This window comes from Aureimonas sp. Leaf454, assembly GCF_001424685.1.
Lineage (GTDB): Bacteria > Pseudomonadota > Alphaproteobacteria > Rhizobiales > Rhizobiaceae > Plantimonas.
Genome location: NZ_LMQT01000020.1, coordinates 45,547 through 66,578 on the forward strand (window position 1 = coordinate 45,547; position 21,032 = coordinate 66,578).

Annotated in this window: 19 protein-coding genes; 5 read left to right on the plus strand and 14 right to left on the minus strand. The window is 68.4% G+C overall.

Translation table 11 applies throughout. The features are described 5' to 3' along the window. Positions 1-74 precede the first annotated feature (74 nt). Genes ASG43_RS13790 through ASG43_RS13835 form a run of 10 tightly spaced genes read right to left on the minus strand, consistent with a single transcriptional unit; the run spans position 75 to position 10,937 of the window. The gene (locus ASG43_RS13790; protein WP_156386710.1) at positions 75-1,115 is read right to left on the minus strand and encodes a methyl-accepting chemotaxis protein; all 1,041 of its coding nucleotides are present in this window, start codon (positions 1,113-1,115) and stop codon (positions 75-77) included. 10 nt (positions 1,116-1,125) lie between these two features. Further along, on the minus strand, positions 1,126-1,491 hold the full coding sequence (locus tag ASG43_RS13795) for a response regulator (RefSeq protein ID WP_056505986.1): 366 nt from the start codon (positions 1,489-1,491) through the stop codon (positions 1,126-1,128). 28 nt (positions 1,492-1,519) lie between these two features. After that, positions 1,520-1,765 (minus strand): hypothetical protein, encoded by a 246-nt coding sequence (locus ASG43_RS13800; RefSeq protein ID WP_056505989.1) that lies wholly within the window; start codon positions 1,763-1,765, stop codon positions 1,520-1,522. Between the two features lie 17 nt (positions 1,766-1,782). Then, entirely contained in the window at positions 1,783-4,329 is a 2,547-nt protein-coding gene (locus tag ASG43_RS13805) for a chemotaxis protein CheA (RefSeq protein ID WP_056505992.1), read from the minus strand. Beyond that, positions 4,329-4,757: a response regulator gene (locus ASG43_RS13810; protein ID WP_082490908.1), complete on the minus strand. Its 429-nt coding sequence runs from the start codon at positions 4,755-4,757 to the stop codon at positions 4,329-4,331. Before ASG43_RS13810 ends, ASG43_RS13805 begins: the two co-directional genes overlap by 1 nt. Then, positions 4,754-5,620, minus strand: coding sequence for a CheR family methyltransferase (locus tag ASG43_RS13815; RefSeq protein WP_056505995.1), 867 nt, complete (start codon positions 5,618-5,620; stop codon positions 4,754-4,756). The genes ASG43_RS13810 and ASG43_RS13815 overlap by 4 nt, the downstream gene beginning before the upstream one ends. Beyond that, positions 5,617-6,219 (minus strand): HEAT repeat domain-containing protein, encoded by a 603-nt coding sequence (locus ASG43_RS13820; protein ID WP_056506000.1) that lies wholly within the window; start codon positions 6,217-6,219, stop codon positions 5,617-5,619. The genes ASG43_RS13815 and ASG43_RS13820 overlap by 4 nt, the downstream gene beginning before the upstream one ends. 8 nt (positions 6,220-6,227) lie before the next feature. Beyond that, positions 6,228-7,310 (minus strand): chemotaxis-specific protein-glutamate methyltransferase CheB, encoded by a 1,083-nt coding sequence (gene cheB, locus ASG43_RS13825; RefSeq protein ID WP_056506004.1) that lies wholly within the window; start codon positions 7,308-7,310, stop codon positions 6,228-6,230. 20 nt (positions 7,311-7,330) lie between these two features. Then, positions 7,331-8,893 (minus strand): chemotaxis protein CheW, encoded by a 1,563-nt coding sequence (locus tag ASG43_RS13830; protein ID WP_056506007.1) that lies wholly within the window; start codon positions 8,891-8,893, stop codon positions 7,331-7,333. Positions 8,894-8,936: 43 nt separating this feature from the next. Further along, positions 8,937-10,937, minus strand: coding sequence for a methyl-accepting chemotaxis protein (locus ASG43_RS13835; protein ID WP_082490909.1), 2,001 nt, complete (start codon positions 10,935-10,937; stop codon positions 8,937-8,939). A gap of 577 nt (positions 10,938-11,514) precedes the next feature. Here ASG43_RS13835 and ASG43_RS13840 point away from each other — a divergent pair. From ASG43_RS13840 to ASG43_RS13855, 4 genes are all read left to right on the plus strand, one after another. After that, positions 11,515-12,399 (plus strand): LysR substrate-binding domain-containing protein, encoded by an 885-nt coding sequence (locus ASG43_RS13840; protein ID WP_244488100.1) that lies wholly within the window; start codon positions 11,515-11,517, stop codon positions 12,397-12,399. 163 nt (positions 12,400-12,562) lie between these two features. Further along, positions 12,563-12,868, plus strand: a complete 306-nt coding sequence (locus ASG43_RS13845; protein ID WP_156386711.1) for a hypothetical protein — start codon at positions 12,563-12,565, stop codon at positions 12,866-12,868. 192 nt (positions 12,869-13,060) lie between these two features. Then, positions 13,061-14,059, plus strand: coding sequence for a TerC family protein (locus ASG43_RS13850; RefSeq protein ID WP_056506016.1), 999 nt, complete (start codon positions 13,061-13,063; stop codon positions 14,057-14,059). Between the two features lie 415 nt (positions 14,060-14,474). Next, positions 14,475-14,678: a hypothetical protein gene (locus ASG43_RS13855; RefSeq protein ID WP_056506019.1), complete on the plus strand. Its 204-nt coding sequence runs from the start codon at positions 14,475-14,477 to the stop codon at positions 14,676-14,678. A 96-nt stretch (positions 14,679-14,774) separates the two neighbouring features. Here the strand turns inward: ASG43_RS13855 and ASG43_RS13860 are convergent, their stop codons facing one another. After that, a complete protein-coding gene (locus ASG43_RS13860) occupies positions 14,775-16,049 on the minus strand; it encodes an AGE family epimerase/isomerase (RefSeq protein ID WP_056506021.1) in 1,275 nt (424 codons plus the stop codon). Positions 16,050-16,273: 224 nt separating this feature from the next. On the opposite strand from ASG43_RS13860, the gene ASG43_RS13865 reads away from it, so the two are divergent. Next, positions 16,274-16,537, plus strand: coding sequence for a hypothetical protein (locus ASG43_RS13865; protein WP_056506024.1), 264 nt, complete (start codon positions 16,274-16,276; stop codon positions 16,535-16,537). A gap of 111 nt (positions 16,538-16,648) precedes the next feature. Here ASG43_RS13865 and ASG43_RS13870 read toward each other — a convergent pair whose 3' ends face one another. Genes ASG43_RS13870 through ASG43_RS13880 form a run of 3 tightly spaced genes read right to left on the minus strand, consistent with a single transcriptional unit; the run spans position 16,649 to position 21,010 of the window. Then, the gene (locus tag ASG43_RS13870; protein WP_082490911.1) at positions 16,649-18,454 is read right to left on the minus strand and encodes an ABC transporter ATP-binding protein; all 1,806 of its coding nucleotides are present in this window, start codon (positions 18,452-18,454) and stop codon (positions 16,649-16,651) included. Between the two features lie 5 nt (positions 18,455-18,459). Next, entirely contained in the window at positions 18,460-19,404 is a 945-nt protein-coding gene (locus ASG43_RS13875) for an acetamidase/formamidase family protein (RefSeq protein WP_056506026.1), read from the minus strand. 1 nt (position 19,405) lies between these two features. After that, complete coding sequence (locus ASG43_RS13880) at positions 19,406-21,010, minus strand: ABC transporter substrate-binding protein (protein WP_162244730.1); 1,605 nt, start codon at positions 21,008-21,010, stop codon at positions 19,406-19,408. Positions 21,011-21,032 lie beyond the last annotated feature (22 nt).

Genomic DNA, 21,032 nt, shown 5'->3' on the forward strand with positions numbered 1-21,032 from the left:
TCGCGGCGCCGATGGACCCTCGCAGGTCCTCTGCAAGGCAGAAGCGGCGCTCAGGGCCCGGCGATCGGACGCCGTCAGAACAACTCGATGGCGGCTCCGGGTTCGCCGCCCTCCTCCACGCCCACATGCGCCCTGCGCTGCGAGCTCATGACATAGGTCTCGTAGAGGTCTTCGAGGATGGCGGGAATGCGCCCGCCGTCTGCGCCGGCGGGGTCGTCGATGATGTCGGCGCCCGCGTCCGCAATGCGGCGAATGCCGCTTTCCAGAGCCTCCGTCTGCTGCCGGACGATGTCCTGGAACTGGACGCAGCCGGCGATCTCCTGAATGGGCCCCGAGAGGTCGGCGCCGAGGCGCCCGACCTGCCGGAGCATCTCGGCCTGCTGCCGGGACACTTCGTCCAGCGCCGCCGCCATGGATCCGTTCGACTGCGCGATCCGCTCGCGCGTTCGCACATCCTGGCGACCACGATCCTCGATGGACCGCGTCAGGACCCCCTTCACGGTCGCCTCGATCTCCTTCACGCCGGCGCCGATCGACCGGGCGATGGCGTCGGTCTGTCCCGCCAGCGTGCGGACCTCGTCCGCCACGACGCCGAAGCCCCGTCCCGCGTCGCCGGCGCGCGACGCCTCGATCTTGGCGTTCAGCGACAGGATGCGCGTCATCCGGGTGATCTCGTCGATCCGTTCGAGACCGGAGACGAGGGAGGCGGCCAGCGTCACGACGAGCGCGAGGGCCCTGCGCGTCTCCTCCTCCAGTCTGGAGCCGGCCAGGGCGGCTTCGTCGAGAAGCGTATGGTGGTCGCCCAGCTCCATCCGCACGCGCCCGACGACCTCTTCGAGGGGCGCGGCCGACGCCGTCACCGTCTGAGAAAAGGCATCCACCAGATTCTCGACGGGACCGAGGAGACCGATGATGCGGATGGCGGCGGTTTCCGTCTCGGTCCGGACGAGATCGAGCTGGGCTCCCGCCAGATCGCCGAAGGAGCGCAAAGCTTCCGCCTCGCGTCCCAGGGCAGTGTCGCCGGTGGAAGTCTCCAGGCGCTCGTCCGCCCGCCGGACATCGCTCTCCGGCGCCGGCGTCTCGTCGGAGGCCCATGGTTCGGCTACGGCACTCACGTCTTGAAACTCACGCGGGAACGAGTTGCTTGATGACGCCGAGAAGGGAGTCGGCCGGGACGGGTTTGACGAGCCAGCCCGCGGCTCCCGCGGCCTTCGCCTGAACCCGCTTTTCCTGCTGGGACTCCGTCGTCAGCATCAGCATCGGCGTGAACGCCAGGCCCGGAACCTTCTTGGCCGTGCGGATGAAGTCGATCCCGTTCATGCCGCCCATGTTGAGGTCGGTGATGACGAGCCTCGGCTTCGCACCGCCCTTCAGCTTCGTCAGGGCCTCCTCCGCGGACAAGGACTTCACCACCTCGTGCCCCGCACGCTTCAGAACGGATTCCATGCTCGCCAGGAGCGTCGGGGAATCGTCGACCAACATGACCATCATCGGAGAAAACCTCGCTTCGTCATCAGGTTCAATGCGCTGCGATCGGCAGCAGCGGTGCGACCCAGAGGGCCAGAAAGGGATCCACGGGGGCGCCCGACACGGGCACCCGCGCCTCGGCGAGCGCCTGCACGATCGCGGTGTGCAGATGCGTGGAGGAGCGGAGGTCGACGAGGGGCGAGGCCGCGGCGTCGAGCCACTCGGCCAGAGCGGGGACCTCTTCCACGCCGCAGGCGCCCTCCATGGTGACCGTCCGGTCGTCGTAGGTGATGGGCATGCTCGTCTCCGTTCGTGTCACAGAAGTTCCTTGATGTTCAGCACCAGGAGCACCTCGCCATTGCCGAGGACGGCGGTGCCGGCATAGCCCGGCAGCCCCGCGAGAAGGCCCGACATCGGCTTCAGCACCACCTCGATGCCGACATTGAAGTCGTCGACGACGAGCCCGACCGGTGCGCCGTGCAGGCGGCAGACGAGGACGGCCTCGCTCTCCCGCGGTTCGGCGTCCGCCGACAGCGCGAGCCGGGTGCGCATGCGGACCAGCGGCACCAGCGCATCGCGCAGGAGGAACATCTCGGCCTGCTTGAAGCGACGGATAGAGGCGGCGGGAACGCGGACCGTTTCGGCGACCGTCTCCATGGGGATACCGATGAGCGTTCCCGCGACCTCCACCATCATCACCCGCGTCACGGCCATGGAGAGCGGCAGACGAAGCAGGATCCTGGTCCCGACGCCCGACGTCGAGGCCAACTGGACGTCGCCGCCCATCTGCTCGACCGTCGTGCGCACCACGTCCATACCCACGCCGCGGCCCGACAGGTCGCTGGCCTCGTCGCGTGTCGAGAAGCCGGCGAGGAAGACGAGCTGGACCGCGTCCTCGGGCGACATGGACGCCGCGCGGGCGGCATCGATCAGGCCCTTGGCGAGCGCCTTCTCGGTGATGCGGGCGGGATCGATGCCGCGGCCGTCGTCGGTCACCTCGATGCAGACCCGGTCGCCCTCCTGGAAGGCGCGGATGCGGATCACCGCGGTCCGTCGCTTGCCCGCGGCCACGCGGTCCTCGGCCTCCTCGATGCCGTGATCGAGCGAGTTGCGCATGATGTGCAGGAGCGGGTCCGAAAGCGCCTCGACGACGTTCTTGTCGGCCTCGGTCTCCTCACCCTCGATGACGAGTTCGATGTCCTTGCCGAGCTTGCGCGAAATGTCGCGCACGAGGCGCGGATAGCGTCCGAAGAGGCTGCCGACCGGCATCATGCGGATCTGCATGATGGCGTCCTGCATGCTCTGCGTGATGCGGTCGAGCGCGCTGTACTGGTGCTTGATCTCGCGGGCGAGGTCCCGGCAGCCGAATTCGTTTTCCGCGCGGCGCGACAGATACGGCAGCGCGTTCTTGGCGACCACGAGCTCGCCGACGAGATCCATGATCGCGTCGACCCGCGACTGCTCGACCTTCAGGAGCTTCTCGCCGTCCGCCTTGACGGCCGTGGCGTCGCGGGCGTCGGCGGTCGACTTGCCCGCGTCCGGCGCGGAGGGCTCCGGCGCGGCGATGCGCGCGAGAACGGACAGGATCGGCTCGGGACCGCCGCCCGCCAGCGCCGCGCCGAGAGCCGAGGCCAGCGCCTCCCGGCCGTCGTTCCCGGTCGTTGCGAAGACGACCCGCGCAAGGGTCTCGACGACGGAGGGCAGCCGGTTCCGCCAGGCCTCGGTTCCCGGCGCGATGGCAAGGATCCGGTGCTGGACGGCGATGAGGTCGTCCGCCAACGAGCTCGCCCCCGCCGACGCGCCCTTGGCCGCGCCGAGGGCGGCGGGGACGCGGGCCTGCGCCTCGAAACCGTTCAACGCGCGCACCACGGCCTGGATGGCCGCGCTCGGCGGCACCGGCGCTTCGAGGAGCGTCGACAGCCAGCGCGCGCCCGATCCGACGAGGCCCGCCTGGTCGCAGGCCGGCCCGACGGCCTCCGACAATCCGAGCCAGTCGCCGTCGGCGGCGAGCTCCAGCCAGTCCCGAACCGCCTCCCTCGATGCGTCGTCGCGATCGTCAGGCCCGGAGAGGCGAGCCAGATCCTCGATCGCGACGTCGCAGATCGTGACCTGCTCGCTGACATATCGGAACAGCTCCTCGACGCTCTTGCGCGAGGCGTCGGCAAGGACCCGCAGGACGACGCGGCAGGTGAAGAGGTCGGCGGCCCGCAGTTCCTCCCAGTCCTCGCGGTGGGTCCAGGAGAAGGCGAGCAGGCTGGGGATCTGCCGGATCGCGTAGAGCGGGTCCTCGCCCGCATAGAAGCACTGCGGATCGGGGCGATACTCGACCGCGACGAGCCTGGCTTCCTCCCCGAGGGAGGCCAGCACGCTCGCGGCGGCCAGCCGATCCACCTCGTCGAACTCCGCGACCCAGGCCGGGACGGCGTCGGGCGTCGTCGGAGCCTCGGCGGCCCGGCGCGTCGCCTCCGCGCCCGCATCCGCCGTCAGACGGCTGCGATAGGTCGCGATGTGGACGGCGCCCGTCCGCGCCGCGTCGGACGGCAGCGCGCCGTTGTTGCCGAGCCAGTCGACCCAGTGCGAGAGAAGATCCATGCCGGCGAGAAGCTGGTCGACGAGCTCCGGCTCGAGCACGATCTGGTGCTCGCGCACGAGGTTGAGCACGTCCTCGGCCGCGTGGACGAGCTTGGTGAAGGCCGGGATGTCGAAGATGCCCGCCGTCCCCTTCAGCGTATGGACCGACCGGAAGAGCCCGTTGATCGCGGCGTCGTCCGTCGGATCGGCCTCGAGCGCCACGAGGGCCCGGGAGGAGGACTCGAGGAGATCGCGGGCCTCGGGGATGAACTGCTGGAGAAGGAGATCCATCACATCACCGCGGCGGTCATCAGGCGGGCGCAGGCGACGAGCTGGTCCGGCCGGATCGGTTTGAACAGGTAATGGTTGGCGCCGGCCTCATAGGCGGTCGCGACGTCCTCGGGCTTGCTCTCGGTGCTCATCATGATCGCGGGGATGGCGCGCAGCGCCGGATTCTGGCGCACCCGCCGTAGCATCTCGTGCCCGTCCATCTTCTGCATGTTGACGTCGGCGAGGATGAGGTCGAACGGCTCGGCCATCAGGCGCTCCAGACCTTCGAGCCCGTTGATCGCCTCCTCGACCCGGTAGCCGGCGCCCTCCAGCACCTGGCGGCTGAAGAGACGAACGGTGACGGCGTCGTCGACGACGAGGACGCGATGGCCGGGCCAGTCGAACCGCGGGGTTGCGGCATCGGAGCGGGAAGTCGGAACGTGGCTCATGCGACCTCGCGGAGGGACGGCTTCTGGTAGACGAGGGCTTCGGCGAACTGGCGCGGCCGGAAGAGATTGCTGATGCGGCTCATGCTTTCGGAATGGCCAAGGCAGATGAATCCGCCGGGCGTCATGCAGTCGAACATGTTGTCCGCCGCCAGCCGGCGCGACACGTCGTCAAAGTAGATCAGGAGGTTGCGGCAGAAGATCAGGTCGATCTCGCGATAGCGGACGGTGTCCTGCGGATCGCTGAGATTGACCGGACCGAAGGTGATCGAGCTGCGCAGGTCGTCGATCAACTGCCAGCGGGCGGGTCCGGCGGGCTTGAAGTAGCGCGCGCGCAAGGGGGCCGGCAGGCGGGACAGCGCCCGCTCCTCGTAGATCCCCTGCTTGGCGCGCTTCAGGACGTTGCTGTCGATGTCGCTGGCGAAGAGCTCGATCTCGAACTCGTCGGCCCTCGCCCAGTTCTCCAGGATGTGGATCGCGATCGTATAGGGCTCCTCGCCCGTCGAGCAGGGGATCGACCAGATGCGGATCCGCTGGCCGGGCCGCTTCGAGCGGGCGATCTCGTCCAGCATGTGCCGGGTCATGCACTCGAACTGGTAGTTCTCGCGCCAGAAATAGGTCTCGTTGACCGTCATCTCGTTGATGAGGGCTTCGAGCTCGTTGGCGAGCCCGCCGAACTTCAGGCGCGCGAAATAATCGGCGAAGGCATGGCACCCGCTGGCGCGGATGCGGTCCACGATCCGCCGTTCCATGTAGTAGCGCTTGCGTTCGTCGAGCCGGATCCCCGTCTTGCGATAGAAGAAGTCGGAGAATTTCGCGAGCTCGTCGTCGGAGATCGTCGGCACATCGGCGGCAAGGCTGCTCATGGCCGCGCGATCCGGGCGATCGCCACGTCGGCGGAGAAGCACAGGAACGGCTCGGACGGGAAGCGCGCCATCGCGGTGCGCAGCGCGGGCACGCAGCCCGGGGTTCCCGCCTCCATCAGGGCTTCGATGGCTGCGGCGCAGACGTTCGGGTGCTGGTCGGTCTCCAGAACCGCGCACAACCACTGGCAGGACCGCTCGTGTTTGAGGCCGGCCAGCACGTTGCAGACGAGGATCCTAACGTCGGAATCGGGATGAGCGAGCAGGCGGTCGAGATGGGGGGCGAGCGCCTCCGGCATGCTTTCCAGGGCCTCGACCACGCCGTTGCGCAGTTCGACGTCCTCGCCGCCGAGATGGGCGACGAGGCCGAGAACGGCCTCGTCGGTGCCTTGGGCGATCAACGACAGGATCAGCGTCTCGCGAACCTGCCGGTCGGTCTCGACCTGCAGGCGCGCCAGAAGACTGCGCTCCGAACCCTCGACGCTCGAAAGGCGGCGGGCGGACGTTCGACGGGACGCGGTGTCCTCGGCGTCGAGGTCCCCGAGGGACGTCGCGACCTTCGTTCCCGCGCGTCCCGCAATCTTGGCTTTGACGAGTCCCATGGCTGTCCTCAGGCGGTTTGCGGGGGTGCGACGGCTGTCCAGCGACCGATTTCACGTCCGATGCGGGTGCTCGGCAGCACGCTCGTCGCCCCGCCGAGATCGATGAGTTCCTTTGGCATTCCGAAGACGACGGCCGTTTCCTCCGACTCCGCGATCGTGCGTCCCCCGAGACGCCGAAGCTCGGCCATCTCCGCCGCGCCGTCGTTGCCCATGCCGGTCAGCTGCACGCCGACGAGATGGGCCGCCTCCGCATGCTCGAGCGCGCTGGCCACGAGACGGGAAACCGAGGGATGCCAGAGACGACTGGGATCGGCGGGCACCGGGCTGAGGGCGATGCCGTTTCCCCGGCGCGTGACGACGAGGTCGGCGCCGCCTTTGCCGAGATAGACGTTGGCGGCCTTGATCTCGGTCACGCCCGTCACCTCGGTCACGGGGAGCGGGCAGACCCGACCAAGACGCTGGGCCAGACTGTGGGTGAAGCCGGCGGGCATGTGCTGGGCGATCGCCATGGCGCCCGGCATGTCCGGGGGAAGCTTCGACAGGACGTCCTCCAGCATGCCGGGCCCGCCCGTCGAGACGCCGACGAGAACCAGGTAGTCGAGGGCCGGTTCCTTGCCGGCGGCGCGCGGCCCGGCCGAACGGACCGGTCCGGCGGGCGCCTCCGCATCGGCCGCGACCCGGGCCTTTCGCGGACGCGCCGACACCGCGGCGCGGACCTTGGCGAGGATCTCGTCCTCGATGCGATGAAGGGTCGGCGACACCGTTCCATCGGGCTTGAGGATGATGTCGACGGCGCCGAGCGCCAGCGCCTCGAGCGTGGCCGTGGCGCCCTTTTCCGTGATCGAGGAGCACATGACGACGGGCTTGGGACACTCCGTCATGATCCGCGAGAGGCACGTCAGTCCGTCCATCTCGGGCATGTTGACGTCGAGGGTCACGACGTCGGGATTCTCCTGCCGCAGCACGTCGAGGGCATGCACGCCGTTGTGGGCGATGACGACATCGAACCCGCCCTCGACCAGCATCCGGGTCAGGACGCGGCGCATCAGGGCGGAATCGTCGACGACGAGCACTTTCTTTGTCGTGGGCATGGCGAAGCTCGCTGGGGATCTCAGGCGGCGGCGGCGGGAAGGCTGTCAGGCTCGCGCGTATCGAGGAGTTCCTCGACGTCGAGGATCTGGATCATCCGCTTGCGGTCCGGCAGGTTGGCGACGCGCCGGATCAACCGGTTCTGTTCGTCGGACATGTCCGGTGCCGGGAGGATCTCGGCCCGTGCGATGCGCCGGACCTCCACGACGCTGTCGACGATGAAGCCGGACCGCACGCCCTTCAGCGTGAACACCACGACCCGCTGGCGCTCGTTGCGCTCCATCGGCGGCAACCGGAAGCGGCGGCGCTGGTCGACGAGCGGCACGATCGTGCCCCGAAGGTTCATGATCCCCTCGATGAAGTCGGGCGCGTTCGGAACGCGGATCAGCTTTTCCGGGAGGCGGACGATCTCCTGGACGTTGTCGATCGCGACGCCGAACTCCTCGTCTCCGAGCTTGAAGACGACGACCTGCTCCTCGTCCACGGAGGCACGCGACGATCCATCTGCGGTCATGACGTTCTCCTCGGCGTTGGCGACGCTCGCTTCGGCGGCGGCCTGGATTTCGGGAAATTGGAAGATGCGCCGGGGATCGAGCACGGAGACGAGGCGTCGTCCCCCATCCAGGCGACAGACCGCCGAGATCTCCGCGAGCCCGCCGTCGGCCGCCAGCATCGGCGGCATCGGGTCGATCGTGCCGACGCCGATCCGCAGGACCTCGCGCACGGCATCGGTGAGAATGCCGACGGTCATCGAATGCCCCGTCGCCGCCGGCGAAACGACGACGATGCGATCGTCGGGTCCTGCGGCGCGCGGCGGCAGGCCGAGCAGGCTGCGCAGGCTGAGGATCGGCAGGAGCCGGTCCCTCAGCGTCACCATGCCCATCACGGCCGGCGAAGCGTTGGGAACCGCCGCGATGGTCTTGGGAACATGGACGATCTCCCTGACGTCGGCGATCGGGAGTGCGTATTCCTGTCCCTCGACCACGAAGCTGACGAACTGGCGGAGCTCTTCCGACACGCGCTCGGCGCCCGGTGCCGATGCGTCGGCGACCCGGTTCCCGCGGGCCTGCGCCGACGTCGCGGCGACGGGCGAGACCGCACACTCGCGCGCGACGATCCCCTCGATGTCGAGGATCATCGTGATGGACTGACCTGCCCCCTCGTTTCGGATGGCGCCGACGACGAGCGTGCGGTCGGCCTGTCCGACGAAGCCGCCCCGCATGTCGATCCGCGCAGCGTCGACCGACTCGACCGCCGACATCCGGTCGACGACGATGCCGACGGGCTTGCCGAGATCCATCACCAGGACGCGCGTCGCGTCGTCGCGCGGCACCTGCGCCAGACCGAACGCCCGTCGAAGATTGAGCACGGGGAGCACGCCGCCCCGCAGGTTGGTGATGCCGTCGAGGCTGGCCGGCGCCAGAGGAAGGCGCATGAGCGACGGCATGCGGATGATTTCCTTCACCCGCCCGAGCGGCACCGCGAAGGTCTCCGGGCCGATGAAGAAGGTGACGAATTCGGATGCGCTCGAACCGCTCGACCCGACCGGGTCTTCGCGCGGATCGCCGACGGCGACTGCGGTCATGGTTCTGTCCTGACGGTTGCGGGGCTACGGGACGCCGTCGGGTTCAGCCCGCCGACTGAAGCTCGTCGGACAGGGCCGCGACCTCTTCGACGGCCCGCGCCAGTTCCTCGGCGCCCTGGCTCTGCTGGCGGGCCGCGGAGGCCGCTTCCTGCGTCGCCGAGGCGGCCTGGCGGGCGGCGGCCAGCACCTGTTCCACGCTGCGCTCGCTGGCATCCACGAGGCTCGCCATCTCCTCGCTGTTGGCCATGACCTCGCGATTGCCGGCGACGACGTCGCCGACGGCGCTCTGCAGACGGGCCATGTTGGCGCCGATCACCTTGTTCTTGGCTCCTTCCTGGAGCGTCTGGGCGGAGATCTCGCCGAGCTCGCGCGTCACGGTCGAGATCTGGTCCTGAATGCCCCGGACGAGATCCTTGATCCGGTCTGCGTTTTCCGACGAGTCCTGCGCGAGATTGCGGATATCGGTGCTGACGACCATGAAACCCTTGCCGAACTCGCCGGCGCGGGCGGCCTCGACCGAGCCGTTGACGGCGAGCATGTTGGTCTGCACGGACACCATCGTGATGGAATCCACGATCTTGTCGATGCGACGGGAGACCTCGGAAAGCCCGCCGATCTTCGCGCGGGTCTGGGCATTGGCGTCGAGCGAGGCGGAGACGCCCGCGATCAGGCCGTCGATCCCGGCGCTCGCCTCGCCGAGCAGCCGTTCGAGAGCGGTCCCGCGCTCCAGCGCGGCGCCGGCCCTCTGGCGGGTGACGTCGATGCCCTTGCGGATCTGCTCGATCGCGGCGCTCGACTGTTCGGCAGCGGCGCTCTGCGCATCGGCCCCTTGCGAGATCTGGTTGATCGCGACGAGGATCTGGGACGACGCGCGGTTGAGCTCCTCGACCGTGACCGACAGCTCCTCGGCGGTCGACGCGACCTCCTGGGCGCTCTTGGCGATATCCGTCGAGGTGCGCAGCTCGTCGGCGACCTCGCCGAGATTCTCCGCGGCCTTCTCGGCCTCGATCAGCGCGGCGGACTGCTCCTTCAGCGCGTTGAGGCTTTCCTCGCACGCCGCCGACTGTTCCTCCGCGCCGGCTGCGATCTGCTCGGCGCCCTTCTGGCTTTCCCGTGCCGCCAGCTCGGACTCCGTCGCGTATTTGGCGATCTCACGGCTTCCGTCCGCGATGACCGTCATGTCCTGGCGGACGCGGCTGATGTGCCCGCTGACGGTCTTGCCGCTCTCGACCTCGGCGCGGACCGCGTCGCTGGCCGCGCGGATGCCTTCGGCGATCGCCTGCACTTCGGACTGGATCTGCCCGATCAGGGCCGAGATCTCGCGGGCGCTCTTCTCCGAGACCTCGGCGAGGGTGCGCACCTCGTCGGCGACGACGGCGAAGCCGCGCCCGTGCTCTCCGGCGCGCGCCGCCTCGATGGCGGCGTTCAAGGCGAGGAGATTGGTCTGATCCGCGATGTGCGCGACCGTCTTGACGATCTCGCCGATGGCTCCGGCCTGCCGCTCGAGCTCCTCGACCACCCGAACCGAGGCGGCTTGCCGCTCCGAGGATGCGGAGATCGCGGAAATGGAGGCCTCGATCTGCTCGCGCACGGCACCCAGCTGGGTCTGCAGCTGCTCCGTGCCCAGCACCGATTCGTCGGCGGCAGCCCGACACCGCGCCACGATCTGGCTGAGGGTGGTCATGGCCTTGAGGGAGGATTGGGAACTGCCCGACGCCTCCTCGGCGGCCTGCGCGATCTGGTCCATCGCCTGCTTCAGTTGCTCGGAGGCGGCGGCGGCCTCCGTCACGCCCGATGCCAGCTCCGTCGTCGCGGAGGCGATGCGCTCCGCGGCCTGCTGCTGCCGGGCGAAGGTGCGGGCCCGCTTCTTCTGGGCATCCGCGGCACCGGCCGTCCCGCGGTTCCTCTCCGAAGCCGTCGACGCCGGCAGACGCTGCGCGACGTCGCGGACCATGTCGCCGACCGGGCCGCCCTGTCCTGCGCCCAGAGCCGAAGAGGTCGCCGGATGCTTCGTTCCCAGAGAATGCGTCTTTACCAGTGCCATTGCGGCCCCCTGCCACGGAAGAGGCGCCGAGAGCCCCCGTGGCCTCTGAACACCCAGGACAAAATGCGCCGGGGAGGATTAACGGAAGGTTTAACTGACAGTATTGCCATGTTTCTATATCATAAGTAATTATTCTTATTGGCTTACCATCTCGTATAATCCAACAAAAAATATGTAGAGTTTGATCATAATGCCTGATTGCTTCCAATTTTTGGTAGACATCAACAACGATCTAAAAGACATTTGCCCTAAACTGATGTCATCCCCGCGAGCATGACTGCAGATCACCCTTCGTGTCCGTCAAATTCCGATCGGACAGTCCTCGCGCAGGACGACCGGTTGCGCTCGCCAACTTTACAACCGGACGGCTTCTTCTAAGATCATGGCTCTCCGCCCCGGATCGACGTCGCGACGGGAACCCGCGAGATGCGATCGCCTCCCGGTTCTGGGATCCGTCGCGATGGCATCGACGCTTTGCGACAAGCCATTGCAGGATTCGCCACCGCCGGTCGCAGACCCTCTGGACATGCGCCCCGGGGGATGGCGACCTCGATTTCGGCTCGACGATGGAGCATCCGTGACCAAGCCCTCCCTGCCGTTCGATCTCGATCTTCTCCGCGTCTTCGAAGCGGTCGCCGAATGTGGAGGCTTCACGCGGGCGGCGACGTGCATCGGGCGAACGCAGTCGACCGTCAGTCTCGCGATCAAGCGGCTGGAGGATCGCCTTGGGCGACGCGTGTTCGAACGCGCCGGCGGCGGTCTCCATCTGACGGAAGCCGGCGAGACCCTTCTCCCCTATGCCAAGGCGATGCTGAAGCTCGGCGAGGATGCACGCCTGCGCCTCTCGGAACCGGCGGTCGCGGGCAAGGTTCGCCTGGGAACGCCGGAGGACTTCGCGACCGTCCACCTGCCCGAGGTTCTCGCGCGCTTCGCCTCGGCGCATCCCGGCGTCGTCCTCGACGTCACCTGCGACTTCACGCTGCATCTTCTCGACGGCTTCTCGAAGGGCCAGTACGACCTCGTGCTCCTCAAGCGCGAGCCGCAGGGTCCATCCGGCGGCGTCTCCATCTGGCGCGAGGTCCTGATCTGGACGGCGTCCGCCAGCTTCCAGCTGCGACCCGACGAGCCGCTGCCCCTGGTGCTGGCCCCGGCGCCGGACCTCTATCGCAAGCGCGCGCTCGCCAGCCTCGATGCGATCGGCCGTCCCTGGCGCGTCGTCTACACCAGTTCCAGTCTGGCCGGGCTGCAGGCGGCGGTGCGCGCGGGACTGGGGCTGACCGTGCTTCCCAAGGAGATGGTGCCGCCGGGTTTCCTCGATCTTGGACCGGAACACGGCCTACCCATCCTCCCGGATGCCGAGATCGCCCTCTACCGCGCTCCGGGAAGCCCCTCCAAGGCCACCGTCCTCCTCGCCGAGCACATCGTTCACTGCCTGGAGGTGGCGATCCCGCGGGGGCATTGACGACATCAATGGGCATCATCGGCCGTTGCAATCTCGCAGAGACCGGCAAGACCCCCCATATCCGGATCAACCCGGGTCCGGGCCCCTCTGGCGAGCCGACATGCCGGCCACCTCGCGATGTCGGACCGTTTCAGTCGCTTCGCCGGCGCGCGAGACCATCGACATGCAGGACATCATCGCATCCCTCATTTCGTTCTTCCTGATCCAGCCGATCCAGGCGGAGATGACCGAGCGTCTCTCCGCCGCGAGAGCGCCGGTCGAGCTGGTCGAGACGTTGACGGGCTGCATCGCGGATGCGGGACCCGCGGTCGTGCGACGCGCGAGCGACGATCCGCTCTGGGCGATCGGCAGCGCGGCCGGCATCCTCGTCGGCCTGACCGCGCCGGACGCGGTTCTCGTCGAGGCAGCGCCGGGCTGCGCGCAGGCCGTCTCGGCCGTGCGCCCCTATCTCGACGAGGGCGAGGCCTGATCGCGGCCGGCGCATCGCGCTGACGCAGGCGCAAGGGGCGGCCGAAGATCTTCGCCGCACCTGATCCTCGCGGGGTCGGGTGACCGATCCCCTCGTCTCAATCCCTGATCCGGGCCCCTCTGGCGGGAGCCGTCGGCTCTCTCGCCATGTCGGATCGCTCTTCGACGCAACGGTCGACACGGAGCAGATCGAATGGACCTCGCTTTCCTTTTCCTCGACTGGCTGGGCAAGCCGGCCTGGATGTGGCTCGCCTTCCTGGCGATCGTCATCGCCCTTCTCGTCTTCGACCTCGGCGTCCTCAACAAGACGGACCACGAGATCGGAGTCGCGGAAAGCCTCACATTGTCGTCCCTGTACATCGGGCTCGGCCTCGCCTTCGGCGCGTGGGTCTGGTGGTATCTCGGGGCCGAGTCCGGCATGAACTACCTGACGGGATTCGTCGTCGAGAAGACGCTGGCGATGGACAACGTCTTCGTCATCGCGATGATCTTCTCCTTCTTCGCGGTTCCGCGCATGTACCAGCACCGCGTCCTGTTCTGGGGCATTCTCGGCGTCATCGTGCTGCGGGCCATCATGATCGGGTTCGGCGCGGCGATCGTGACGAACTTCTCCTGGGTGCTCTACGTCTTCGCCGCCTTCCTCGTGGCCACCGGCGTCAAGATGCTGATGTTCGGCGAGAAGGAGCGTCCGCTCGGCGACAATCCGCTGGTCCGGCTGATGAAGCGCCGGCTCAACGTCGCCGGGGAGCACCACGGCGAGCGGTTCTTCGTGCGACTGCCCCATCCCGTGACGGGCCGGTCGACCTGGTTCGTCACACCGCTCTTCATGGCGCTGGTGATGGTCGAGGTGGCGGACGTCATCTTCGCGGTCGACTCCGTGCCTGCGATCTTCGCGATCACCACGGACCCGTTCATCGTCTACACGTCGAACATCTTCGCCATCCTCGGCCTGCGCGCGCTCTACTTCGCCCTGGCCGCCATGATACACCGCTTCAGCTACCTCAAGCCGGCGCTCGCCTTCGTGCTGATCTTCATCGGCTCCAAGATCTTCCTCGCCGACCTTCTCGGCATCGAAAAATTCCCGCCGCAGGTCTCGCTCGGGGTCACCTTCGCCATTCTCGCCGCGGGCATCGCCTACAGCCTGTGGAAGACGCGCGGGACGAACGGGGAAGGCCGGGCCGAGACCGCCTGACGAGGATGTAAGCCGCAGGAATGATCATCGACCGCTCCCCGTCCGCCAGCGCACGGGGAGCGACATGGCGGGCAGCCGCCCGCCCGCCGGCCCGACGCCGCGAAGCCTTCCAGCCATCCCTGGGCCGAGCGCGCCGCCGCCGGGCCGGACGAGATCGTGGACGATGACGGATATGATGGCGGGAACCGGTTGCGACCCGTTGACTATGCCCGCGCGACGGAGCGCAATGCCGGCGGATTTCGGGTGGACGGAATTCGGGTGGACGGGATCGTCGGTGCGACGTGGGACGCATCGGCCATCGTCTTGCGATGGAACGGGTCGTGATGTCGGATGCTCCGGCCAGCGAACGTCCGGGAGCTTGCGGGACGCCATCGCTGAGGACGGGAACGGCGCGCGCGCGCGAAAGAGAGAGCATGTGACCAAGGATCGTCGCTTCAGGGGAATCTCGCTGGCGCAGGTGGAGAGCGTCCAAGCGCTGGAGGACGGCTCGATCAGCGTTCTCGGCGTGAGCGGTTCGGGAGATGCCGTCGTCCTGACGGTCCACCGGGCCGCCCTCGACGAACTCCTGTCGGGCCTTGATCATCCCAAGCCCGCCCCCTCTCACGAGGGCGGGCAGTAGGACCTTCGCTCACCCGGCGCCTTTCGCGCGCGTTTCAGGCGCGGCGTCCGTTGCTCCGGGCCCGGTCTTTCCCAAAGCCTCCAGGCGCCCGGACGATCAGCGCCTCGCGGCAGCGGATCGCAACTCGTCCGAGAGCCGGGACAATCCCGGAACGAGGGGCAGCAGCGTCGCCTGGACGGAGTGGTAGATGTCGGGCTTGCCCGCGAACTGCCGGGCGACGGGTCGTCCTTCGTCGTCGATCTCGGGAAACCAGCCGCCATGCTCGTGGTCGATGAGGCTGCGATCGGCAAACCGCCAGAGCCGCCGATAGCGCTCCTCGTCGGCGGGCTGGGGCGCGAGCTTCATCAGCGCCGACAGCGCGCCGATCGCCTCGGTCACCGGCCACCAGTAGCGGTCCGAGACGAGCGGGCGTCCGTCGCCCGCGACCGTGTAGACGAAGCCGCCGTCGGCCTCGCGCCACGCGTCGGAAAAGGCCTGCTCGAACAGGCGGCGGGCCCGCGCGGGCGCCTCGGCGTCGCGGCGTCCGGCGAGATCCCAGTGCTGGAGCGTGAGGCGAGACAATTCGAAGGAATGGCCCGGCGTCGTCCCGGCCGGCCGGAACATCGGATTGCCGCGATAGTCGGGATCGGGCGTCCAGTCTTCGTTGTAATGTTCCGGCAATCGGAGGCCATGGGCCGGACCGATGCGACCGACGAAGAAATCGAGGATGCGGCCCGCCCGATCGAGAAAGAGCGTCTCGCCGGTCGCCTCGTAGGCGGTCACCAGCGCTTCGACGCCGTGCATGTTGGCGTTCATGCCGCGATAGGTCGAGAACGGCGTCCAGTCCCGGTTGAACTCGTCGCGGAAGAGGCCGGTCGCCTCGTCCCAATAGTGCCGGTCCAGCACCTCGGCCGCATCGGCGAGGAGCCGGTCGGCGTCGGGATGGCCGACGAGCTTGGCGCTTGCGGCGGCAAGCAGCACGAAGACATGGCCATAGGCGAGCTTCACCCCGTCCACGATCTCGCGGCCGCGGATCGAGGCGGCATAGCCGCCGTGCAGATCGTCGCGGTGCCCGTTCCAGAGATGGTCCATGCCGCCGTCGATCACGGCGTCGGCGCCTTCGAGGCCGAACGCCTTTCCCAGCGCGTAGGAATGGACGAGACGGGTCGTCGAATGCAGTTCCTGGAGCGCATCGGGAAAGGGCGTGCCGTCGCGATCGAGGACGTCGAAGCCGCCGTCGGCTCTCAGGCTTTTGCGAAAGAACGCGAACTGGCGCTCCGCATCCGCGGCGAGCCAGCGGCGGTGCGTCTCATCCTGCCGCCAGACTCCGCCCGGTCCCGGCGTTCCCAGCCGATCCCCGCTCGGCGATGACGCCTCCGTCCGTTCCACCATCGGTCCCTCCCCCGTCGAACCCCTATGTCGTCCGCCGGATCGGCGGACATCGGTTCGCCCCCGTCGATGCCATTCCCCGGCCGGCCGGCGCAAGACCCGCCGGGGCGAGCTGGCGCCCACCGGCACGCCCGGCGGGTCTTGGGCTTCCCCGCCCCGGCGGCGATTCCGGCTCGAAGCGCGTCAAGACGCTTCGTCCCCTCGCAAACTTCGGCTAGGATGCCGCGATGAGCAACGTGCACAAGTTTCAGCCCCGCAAGCCGGGCGACAAGACGCGCGGAGCGGCCGGCGCCCCGCCCAAGGGGCCGTCCTCCGGCCGACCCGAAGCTTCGACACCGGGCCGTCCGGGCGCCGCGCGACGCGTCGACCCGACCGGGCGACCCGGTCCGGCGAAGCGCCCCGATCCCGCCCAGCGCAATGCGGCGGTCGTCATGATCGGCATCGGGCTGATCATCGGGATCTCCCTTCTCGCCGGCAATCTCGCGCCCTGACGGAACGTCGGGCGAGGCAGCGACCCTCGGGCGATTCTCGGGTGGACGGATCCTCTCGGGAGCCGGCCGGAGCCGGGACCGGTCCCTCGCCTCGCGGAACGGTATCCGGGCCTACTCCGCCGCGACGAGATGCCCGCCGCCGACGTCGCGAAGATCGAAGCGCGCGGGCGGATCGTTCGGGCGCCGAACGGCGCTCGGAATGTCGCCCGCCATCCGCGCGAAGGCCGGGCGTCGACGCGAGGGATCGGGAACCGGCACGGCATCGATCAGTCGGCGCGTGTAGGAATGGCGGGGATCGCCGAAGATCTGAGCGCGCGTGCCCGTCTCCACGATCTGCCCGAGATACATGACCGCGACCCGGTCGGAGATGTTCTCGACGACGGCCATGTCGTGGCTGATGAAGAGATAGGCGATGCCGAACTCGGCCTGGAGCTCCTTCAGGAGTTCGAGCACGCGCTTCTGCACCGACACGTCCAGCGCCGAGACGCTCTCGTCGGCGATGATGAGCTTGGGGCGGAGCGCCAGCGCCCGCGCGATGCAGATGCGCTGGCGCTGGCCGCCGGAGAACTGGTGCGGATAGCGCCGCATCGCATCGGGCTGAAGCCCGACGCGCTCGAAGAGGGAGGCGACGCGCTCGCGGCGCTCGCCTGCCGAACCGATTTTATGGATGACGAGCGGCTCGCCGACGAGATCGCCCACGCGGCAGCGCGGATCAAGCGAGGCGAACGGATCCTGGAAGATCATCTGCACGTCGCGGCGGAGCGCCTTGCGCTCGGGCACCGTCAGGTCTTGCGCGGAGCGCCCGGCGACCGCGAGCCGGCCGTCATAGGCGACGAGCCCGGCGATCGCCTTGGCCGTCGTCGACTTGCCGCAACCCGATTCCCCGACGAGGCTGAGCGTCCGGTTCGCCTCGATGTCGAAGGAAATGCCTGCGACGGCATGGACCTCCGCCACGGTGCGGCCGAACAGCCCGCCCTTCAGCGGGAAGCGCACCGTGAGGTCCCGGATCTCGGCGACGGGCGCGGTGCGCCCCGCGCCCGGTGTCCCGTTCGCGCTTCCGCCGGCCTCGTCCTGGAGGCCGCCCGTGCCCATGCGCGGCACCGCCGCGAGGAGGGCCCTCGTGTAGTCCTCCTGCGGCCGGGCGAAGAGCGGCGCGACCGCGCCGGTCTCGACCATGCGCCCCTCGCGCATCACGACGACGCGGTCCGCCATTTCCGCGACGACGCCCATGTCGTGCGTGATGAGGATGATCGCCGTGCCGCGCTCGGCCTGGATCTCCTTGAGGAGGCCGAGCACCTCGGCCTGGATGGTGACGTCGAGCGCGGTCGTCGGCTCGTCGGCGATCAGGACGTCCGGCTCCAGCGCCAGCGCCATGGCGATCATCACGCGCTGGCGCATGCCACCCGACAGCTCGTGCGGATATTGCCCCATCCGCCGCTCGGCCTCGGGAATGCGCACCGCCTTCAACGCGGCAAGCGCCAGACCGCGCGCCTCGCCGGAGCGAAGCGGCCGATGCGCCTCGATCGCCTCCGTCAGCTGGCGGCCGATGGTCAGAACCGGATTGAGCGAGGTCATCGGCTCCTGGAAGATCATCGCGATCCGGTCGCCCCGCACCCGCCGCATCGCCCGCTCGTCGAGCGCCACGAGATCCTCGCCGCCCAGACGGATCGCGCCCCTCGCCACCACGGGTCCCGGCTGCGGCAGGAGACCCATGATCGCGAGCGAGGTCAGCGACTTGCCCGAACCCGATTCACCCGCGATGCAGAGCGTCTCGCCGCGCCCGAGCGTGAAAGACAGGCCATCCACGAGCACGCGGCGCCGCTCGCCCGTCCCGACCGCGATCGTCAGGCCCTCGACGGACAGGACTCGATCCGAGGACGCCGCCGAAGCGCCGTCCCCGCGCGCAAGAGCCGGCACGCTCGTCACTCGAACACGACCCGCGGGAAGTAGAACGAGACGACCCAGTTCGGCATGTCGACGATCTCGGAAATGCGCAGGTCGCCGCACGTCGAGACGAGCATGTAGGCGTCGACGGGGGCCAGATTGTAGCGCCCCGCCAGAAGCTCCACCATGTCGGCCACCGCCTGCCGCGCGCCGGTCATGAGGTCCGGGCCGACGCCCGTCGTCACCTCGTATCCCTTCGCGTCGAGATGGCGCGTGACCGGCCCCGCCGTCGTGAAGCGCGGCATCTTGAGGTTCGCGCCCTTCACGAGATCGAGCGTCAGGACCGTGTTCATCGGGCTTTCGATCGCCGTGCCGCAGACCTCCCCGTCGCCTTGCGCGGCATGGGTGTCGCCGACCGAAAAGAGCGCGCCCGCCACCTCCACCGGCAGGTAGAGGACGGTGCCCGCGCTGAGATCCCGAATGTCGAGATTGCCGCCGACCCGGCGCGGGGGAACGACCGAATGGTGCCCCGCCTCTGCCGGCGCATTGCCGATCGTTCCCGCGAAGGGCTTCAGCGGAACCCGCCCGTGCGGACCGAAGGCCGCCGGCGAAAGGCTCTGGGGATCATAGGACCAGATCGTCAACGCCGGATTGGTGAACTGGTCGGCGAGGAGGCCGAAGCCCGGAATGTTCGCCGTCCAGCCGAAGCCGGACGGCTTGAAGCCCTCGATCGTGACCTTCAGCGCGTCGCCGAGCTCGGCCCCCTCCACGAAGATCGGTCCGGAGACCGGATTGATCCGCGAGAAGTCGAGCGTCTTCACGTCCTCGACGGTCGAAGCCGGCGTCAGCTGTCCGGCCGAGGAATCCCGGCACTCGAACTCGATCGTGGCTCCCGGCGCCACACGCAGCGCCGGCTCGATCGTGTTGTCCCAGCCGAAATGATGCTGCCGGCCGTGGATCGTATAATCGCAGGCTTTGCACATCTCACTTGGTCTCGACGTACTTGTAGTTCATCGGCGTGTTGACCGGATCGATGTAGAGCGCGTCGTCGCCGCCCATCTTGTCCGAGCGCATCGTGTAGCGCTTCTCGTTGAAGACGGGGACCCAGGGCGCGTCCGCCATCACGCCCTTGTAGACCTCGCCCCAGGCCTTGGCCCGGTCGGCGGCCTTGGCGGGATCGACCATCGCGTCGGCCTCGGCGGCCTTGGCGTCGAGATCGGCATTGCAGTACTTCGCCCAATTCCAGCCGCCCTCGGCCGCGCCCGAGCAGCCGAGGATCGGGCCGTAGAAGTTGGACGGGTCGGGGAAGTCGGCGATCCAGGCCATGCCGCCCGACCAGATCATCGGCGCGCCCTCGGCCGAGCCGCCGGCGGCGATGACGTTCGCCTGGGCAAGCGACTGGATGGAGGCCTTGATGCCGACCGCGGCGAGATCCTGCTGGATCGCCTGCGCGATGCGCGGCTGCGGATCGACATTGGCGACGAAGAGCTCGGTCTCGAAGCCGCCCTCGTGGCCGGCCTCCGCGAGCAGCTTCTTGGCCGCCTCGACGTCGTACTTGTAGCCCTCAAAGCCCTCGACATAGCCGGGCATGGTGGGCGGCAGCGGCTGGTTGGCAGGCGTCGCGCGGCCATTGATGATCTGCACGATGCGATCCTTGTTGATCGCCATGTTGACGGCCTGACGCACCTTCAGATCGTCGAAGGGCGCGGCCTTGGTGTTCATGGTGATGTAGCCGGTGTGGAGCTGCACGCCCTCCACGACCCGGCCGGCCTCGGTCGGATTGCCCATCACCTCGCGGAACTTCGCCGGCGGAATGCCGTCGCCGGGAACGTCGACCTCGCCGTTCTGGACGCGCAGCAGCGAGACGACCGGCTCCTGGCCGATCTCGAAATTGATCTCGTCGAGCTTGGGCGCGCCCTCGCGGTAGTAGTCGGGATTCTTCACCAGCTGCAGCTTCTGCCCGAGCGTCCATTCGGCGAGCTTGAAGGCGCCCGTCCCGACGGGCTTGCGGCCGAAATCGGCGCCGGACGCCTCGACCTCCTCCTTCGGCACGATGAAGGCGAAGTTCAGCGCCATGACCGACAGGAAGGTCGCGTCGGGGCGCGACAGCGTCACCTCCACCGTCTTCGGGTCGACGATCTTGACGCCGGAGAGCTCGGTCGACTCGCCCGACTGCATCTTGTCGAAGCCCGCGATCGAGCCGAGGAAGCCCGCGCCCGGCGACTGCGTCTTCGGGTTGGTCGTCCGCTCGAAGGAGTATTTGACGTCCTCGGCCGTCATCGTCCGGCCGTTGTGGAATTTCACGCCGTCCCGCAGCTTGAACGTGAAGACCGTGCCGTCGGCGGAGATCTCGTAGCTCTCGGCGAGGCCCGGCCGGAGGGTCGCGGTGCCCGGTTCGTAGTCCATGAGGCCGTCGAAGATCGCCTTGATCATCGAGAAGTTCTGCCAGTCGTAGCCGATCGCGGGATCGAGGGTCGCGATGTCGTCCTTGTAGGTGACCGTGATCGAGCCGCCTTCGGCCGCCGGCGCGACGGACGGCAGGGCGAGAAGCGAGACGGAGAGAGCGAGCGCGGCGAGGCTATGCTTCAGAAGAGACGTCATGGATCGGTCC

What these genes read in the sequence shown, in the direction of transcription:
- ASG43_RS13795 (WP_056505986.1), bottom strand. Translation starts at nt 1,491, where the DNA reads ATGATGGTCATGTTGGTCGACGATTCCCCGACGCTCCTGGCGAGCATG.
- ASG43_RS13800 (WP_056505989.1), bottom strand. Translation starts at nt 1,765, where the DNA reads ATGCCCATCACCTACGACGACCGGACGGTCACCATGGAGGGCGCCTGC.
- ASG43_RS13805 (WP_056505992.1), bottom strand. Translation starts at nt 4,329, where the DNA reads ATGGATCTCCTTCTCCAGCAGTTCATCCCCGAGGCCCGCGATCTCCTC.
- ASG43_RS13810 (WP_082490908.1), bottom strand. Translation starts at nt 4,757, where the DNA reads ATGAGCCACGTTCCGACTTCCCGCTCCGATGCCGCAACCCCGCGGTTC.
- ASG43_RS13815 (WP_056505995.1), bottom strand. Translation starts at nt 5,620, where the DNA reads ATGAGCAGCCTTGCCGCCGATGTGCCGACGATCTCCGACGACGAGCTC.
- ASG43_RS13820 (WP_056506000.1), bottom strand. Translation starts at nt 6,219, where the DNA reads ATGGGACTCGTCAAAGCCAAGATTGCGGGACGCGCGGGAACGAAGGTC.
- cheB (WP_056506004.1), bottom strand. Translation starts at nt 7,310, where the DNA reads ATGCCCACGACAAAGAAAGTGCTCGTCGTCGACGATTCCGCCCTGATG.
- ASG43_RS13830 (WP_056506007.1), bottom strand. Translation starts at nt 8,893, where the DNA reads ATGACCGCAGTCGCCGTCGGCGATCCGCGCGAAGACCCGGTCGGGTCG.
- ASG43_RS13835 (WP_082490909.1), bottom strand. Translation starts at nt 10,937, where the DNA reads ATGGCACTGGTAAAGACGCATTCTCTGGGAACGAAGCATCCGGCGACC.
- ASG43_RS13845 (WP_156386711.1), top strand. Translation starts at nt 12,563, where the DNA reads ATGCAGGACATCATCGCATCCCTCATTTCGTTCTTCCTGATCCAGCCG.
- ASG43_RS13850 (WP_056506016.1), top strand. Translation starts at nt 13,061, where the DNA reads ATGGACCTCGCTTTCCTTTTCCTCGACTGGCTGGGCAAGCCGGCCTGG.
- ASG43_RS13860 (WP_056506021.1), bottom strand. Translation starts at nt 16,049, where the DNA reads ATGGTGGAACGGACGGAGGCGTCATCGCCGAGCGGGGATCGGCTGGGA.
- ASG43_RS13865 (WP_056506024.1), top strand. Translation starts at nt 16,274, where the DNA reads ATGAGCAACGTGCACAAGTTTCAGCCCCGCAAGCCGGGCGACAAGACG.
- ASG43_RS13875 (WP_056506026.1), bottom strand. Translation starts at nt 19,404, where the DNA reads ATGTGCAAAGCCTGCGATTATACGATCCACGGCCGGCAGCATCATTTC.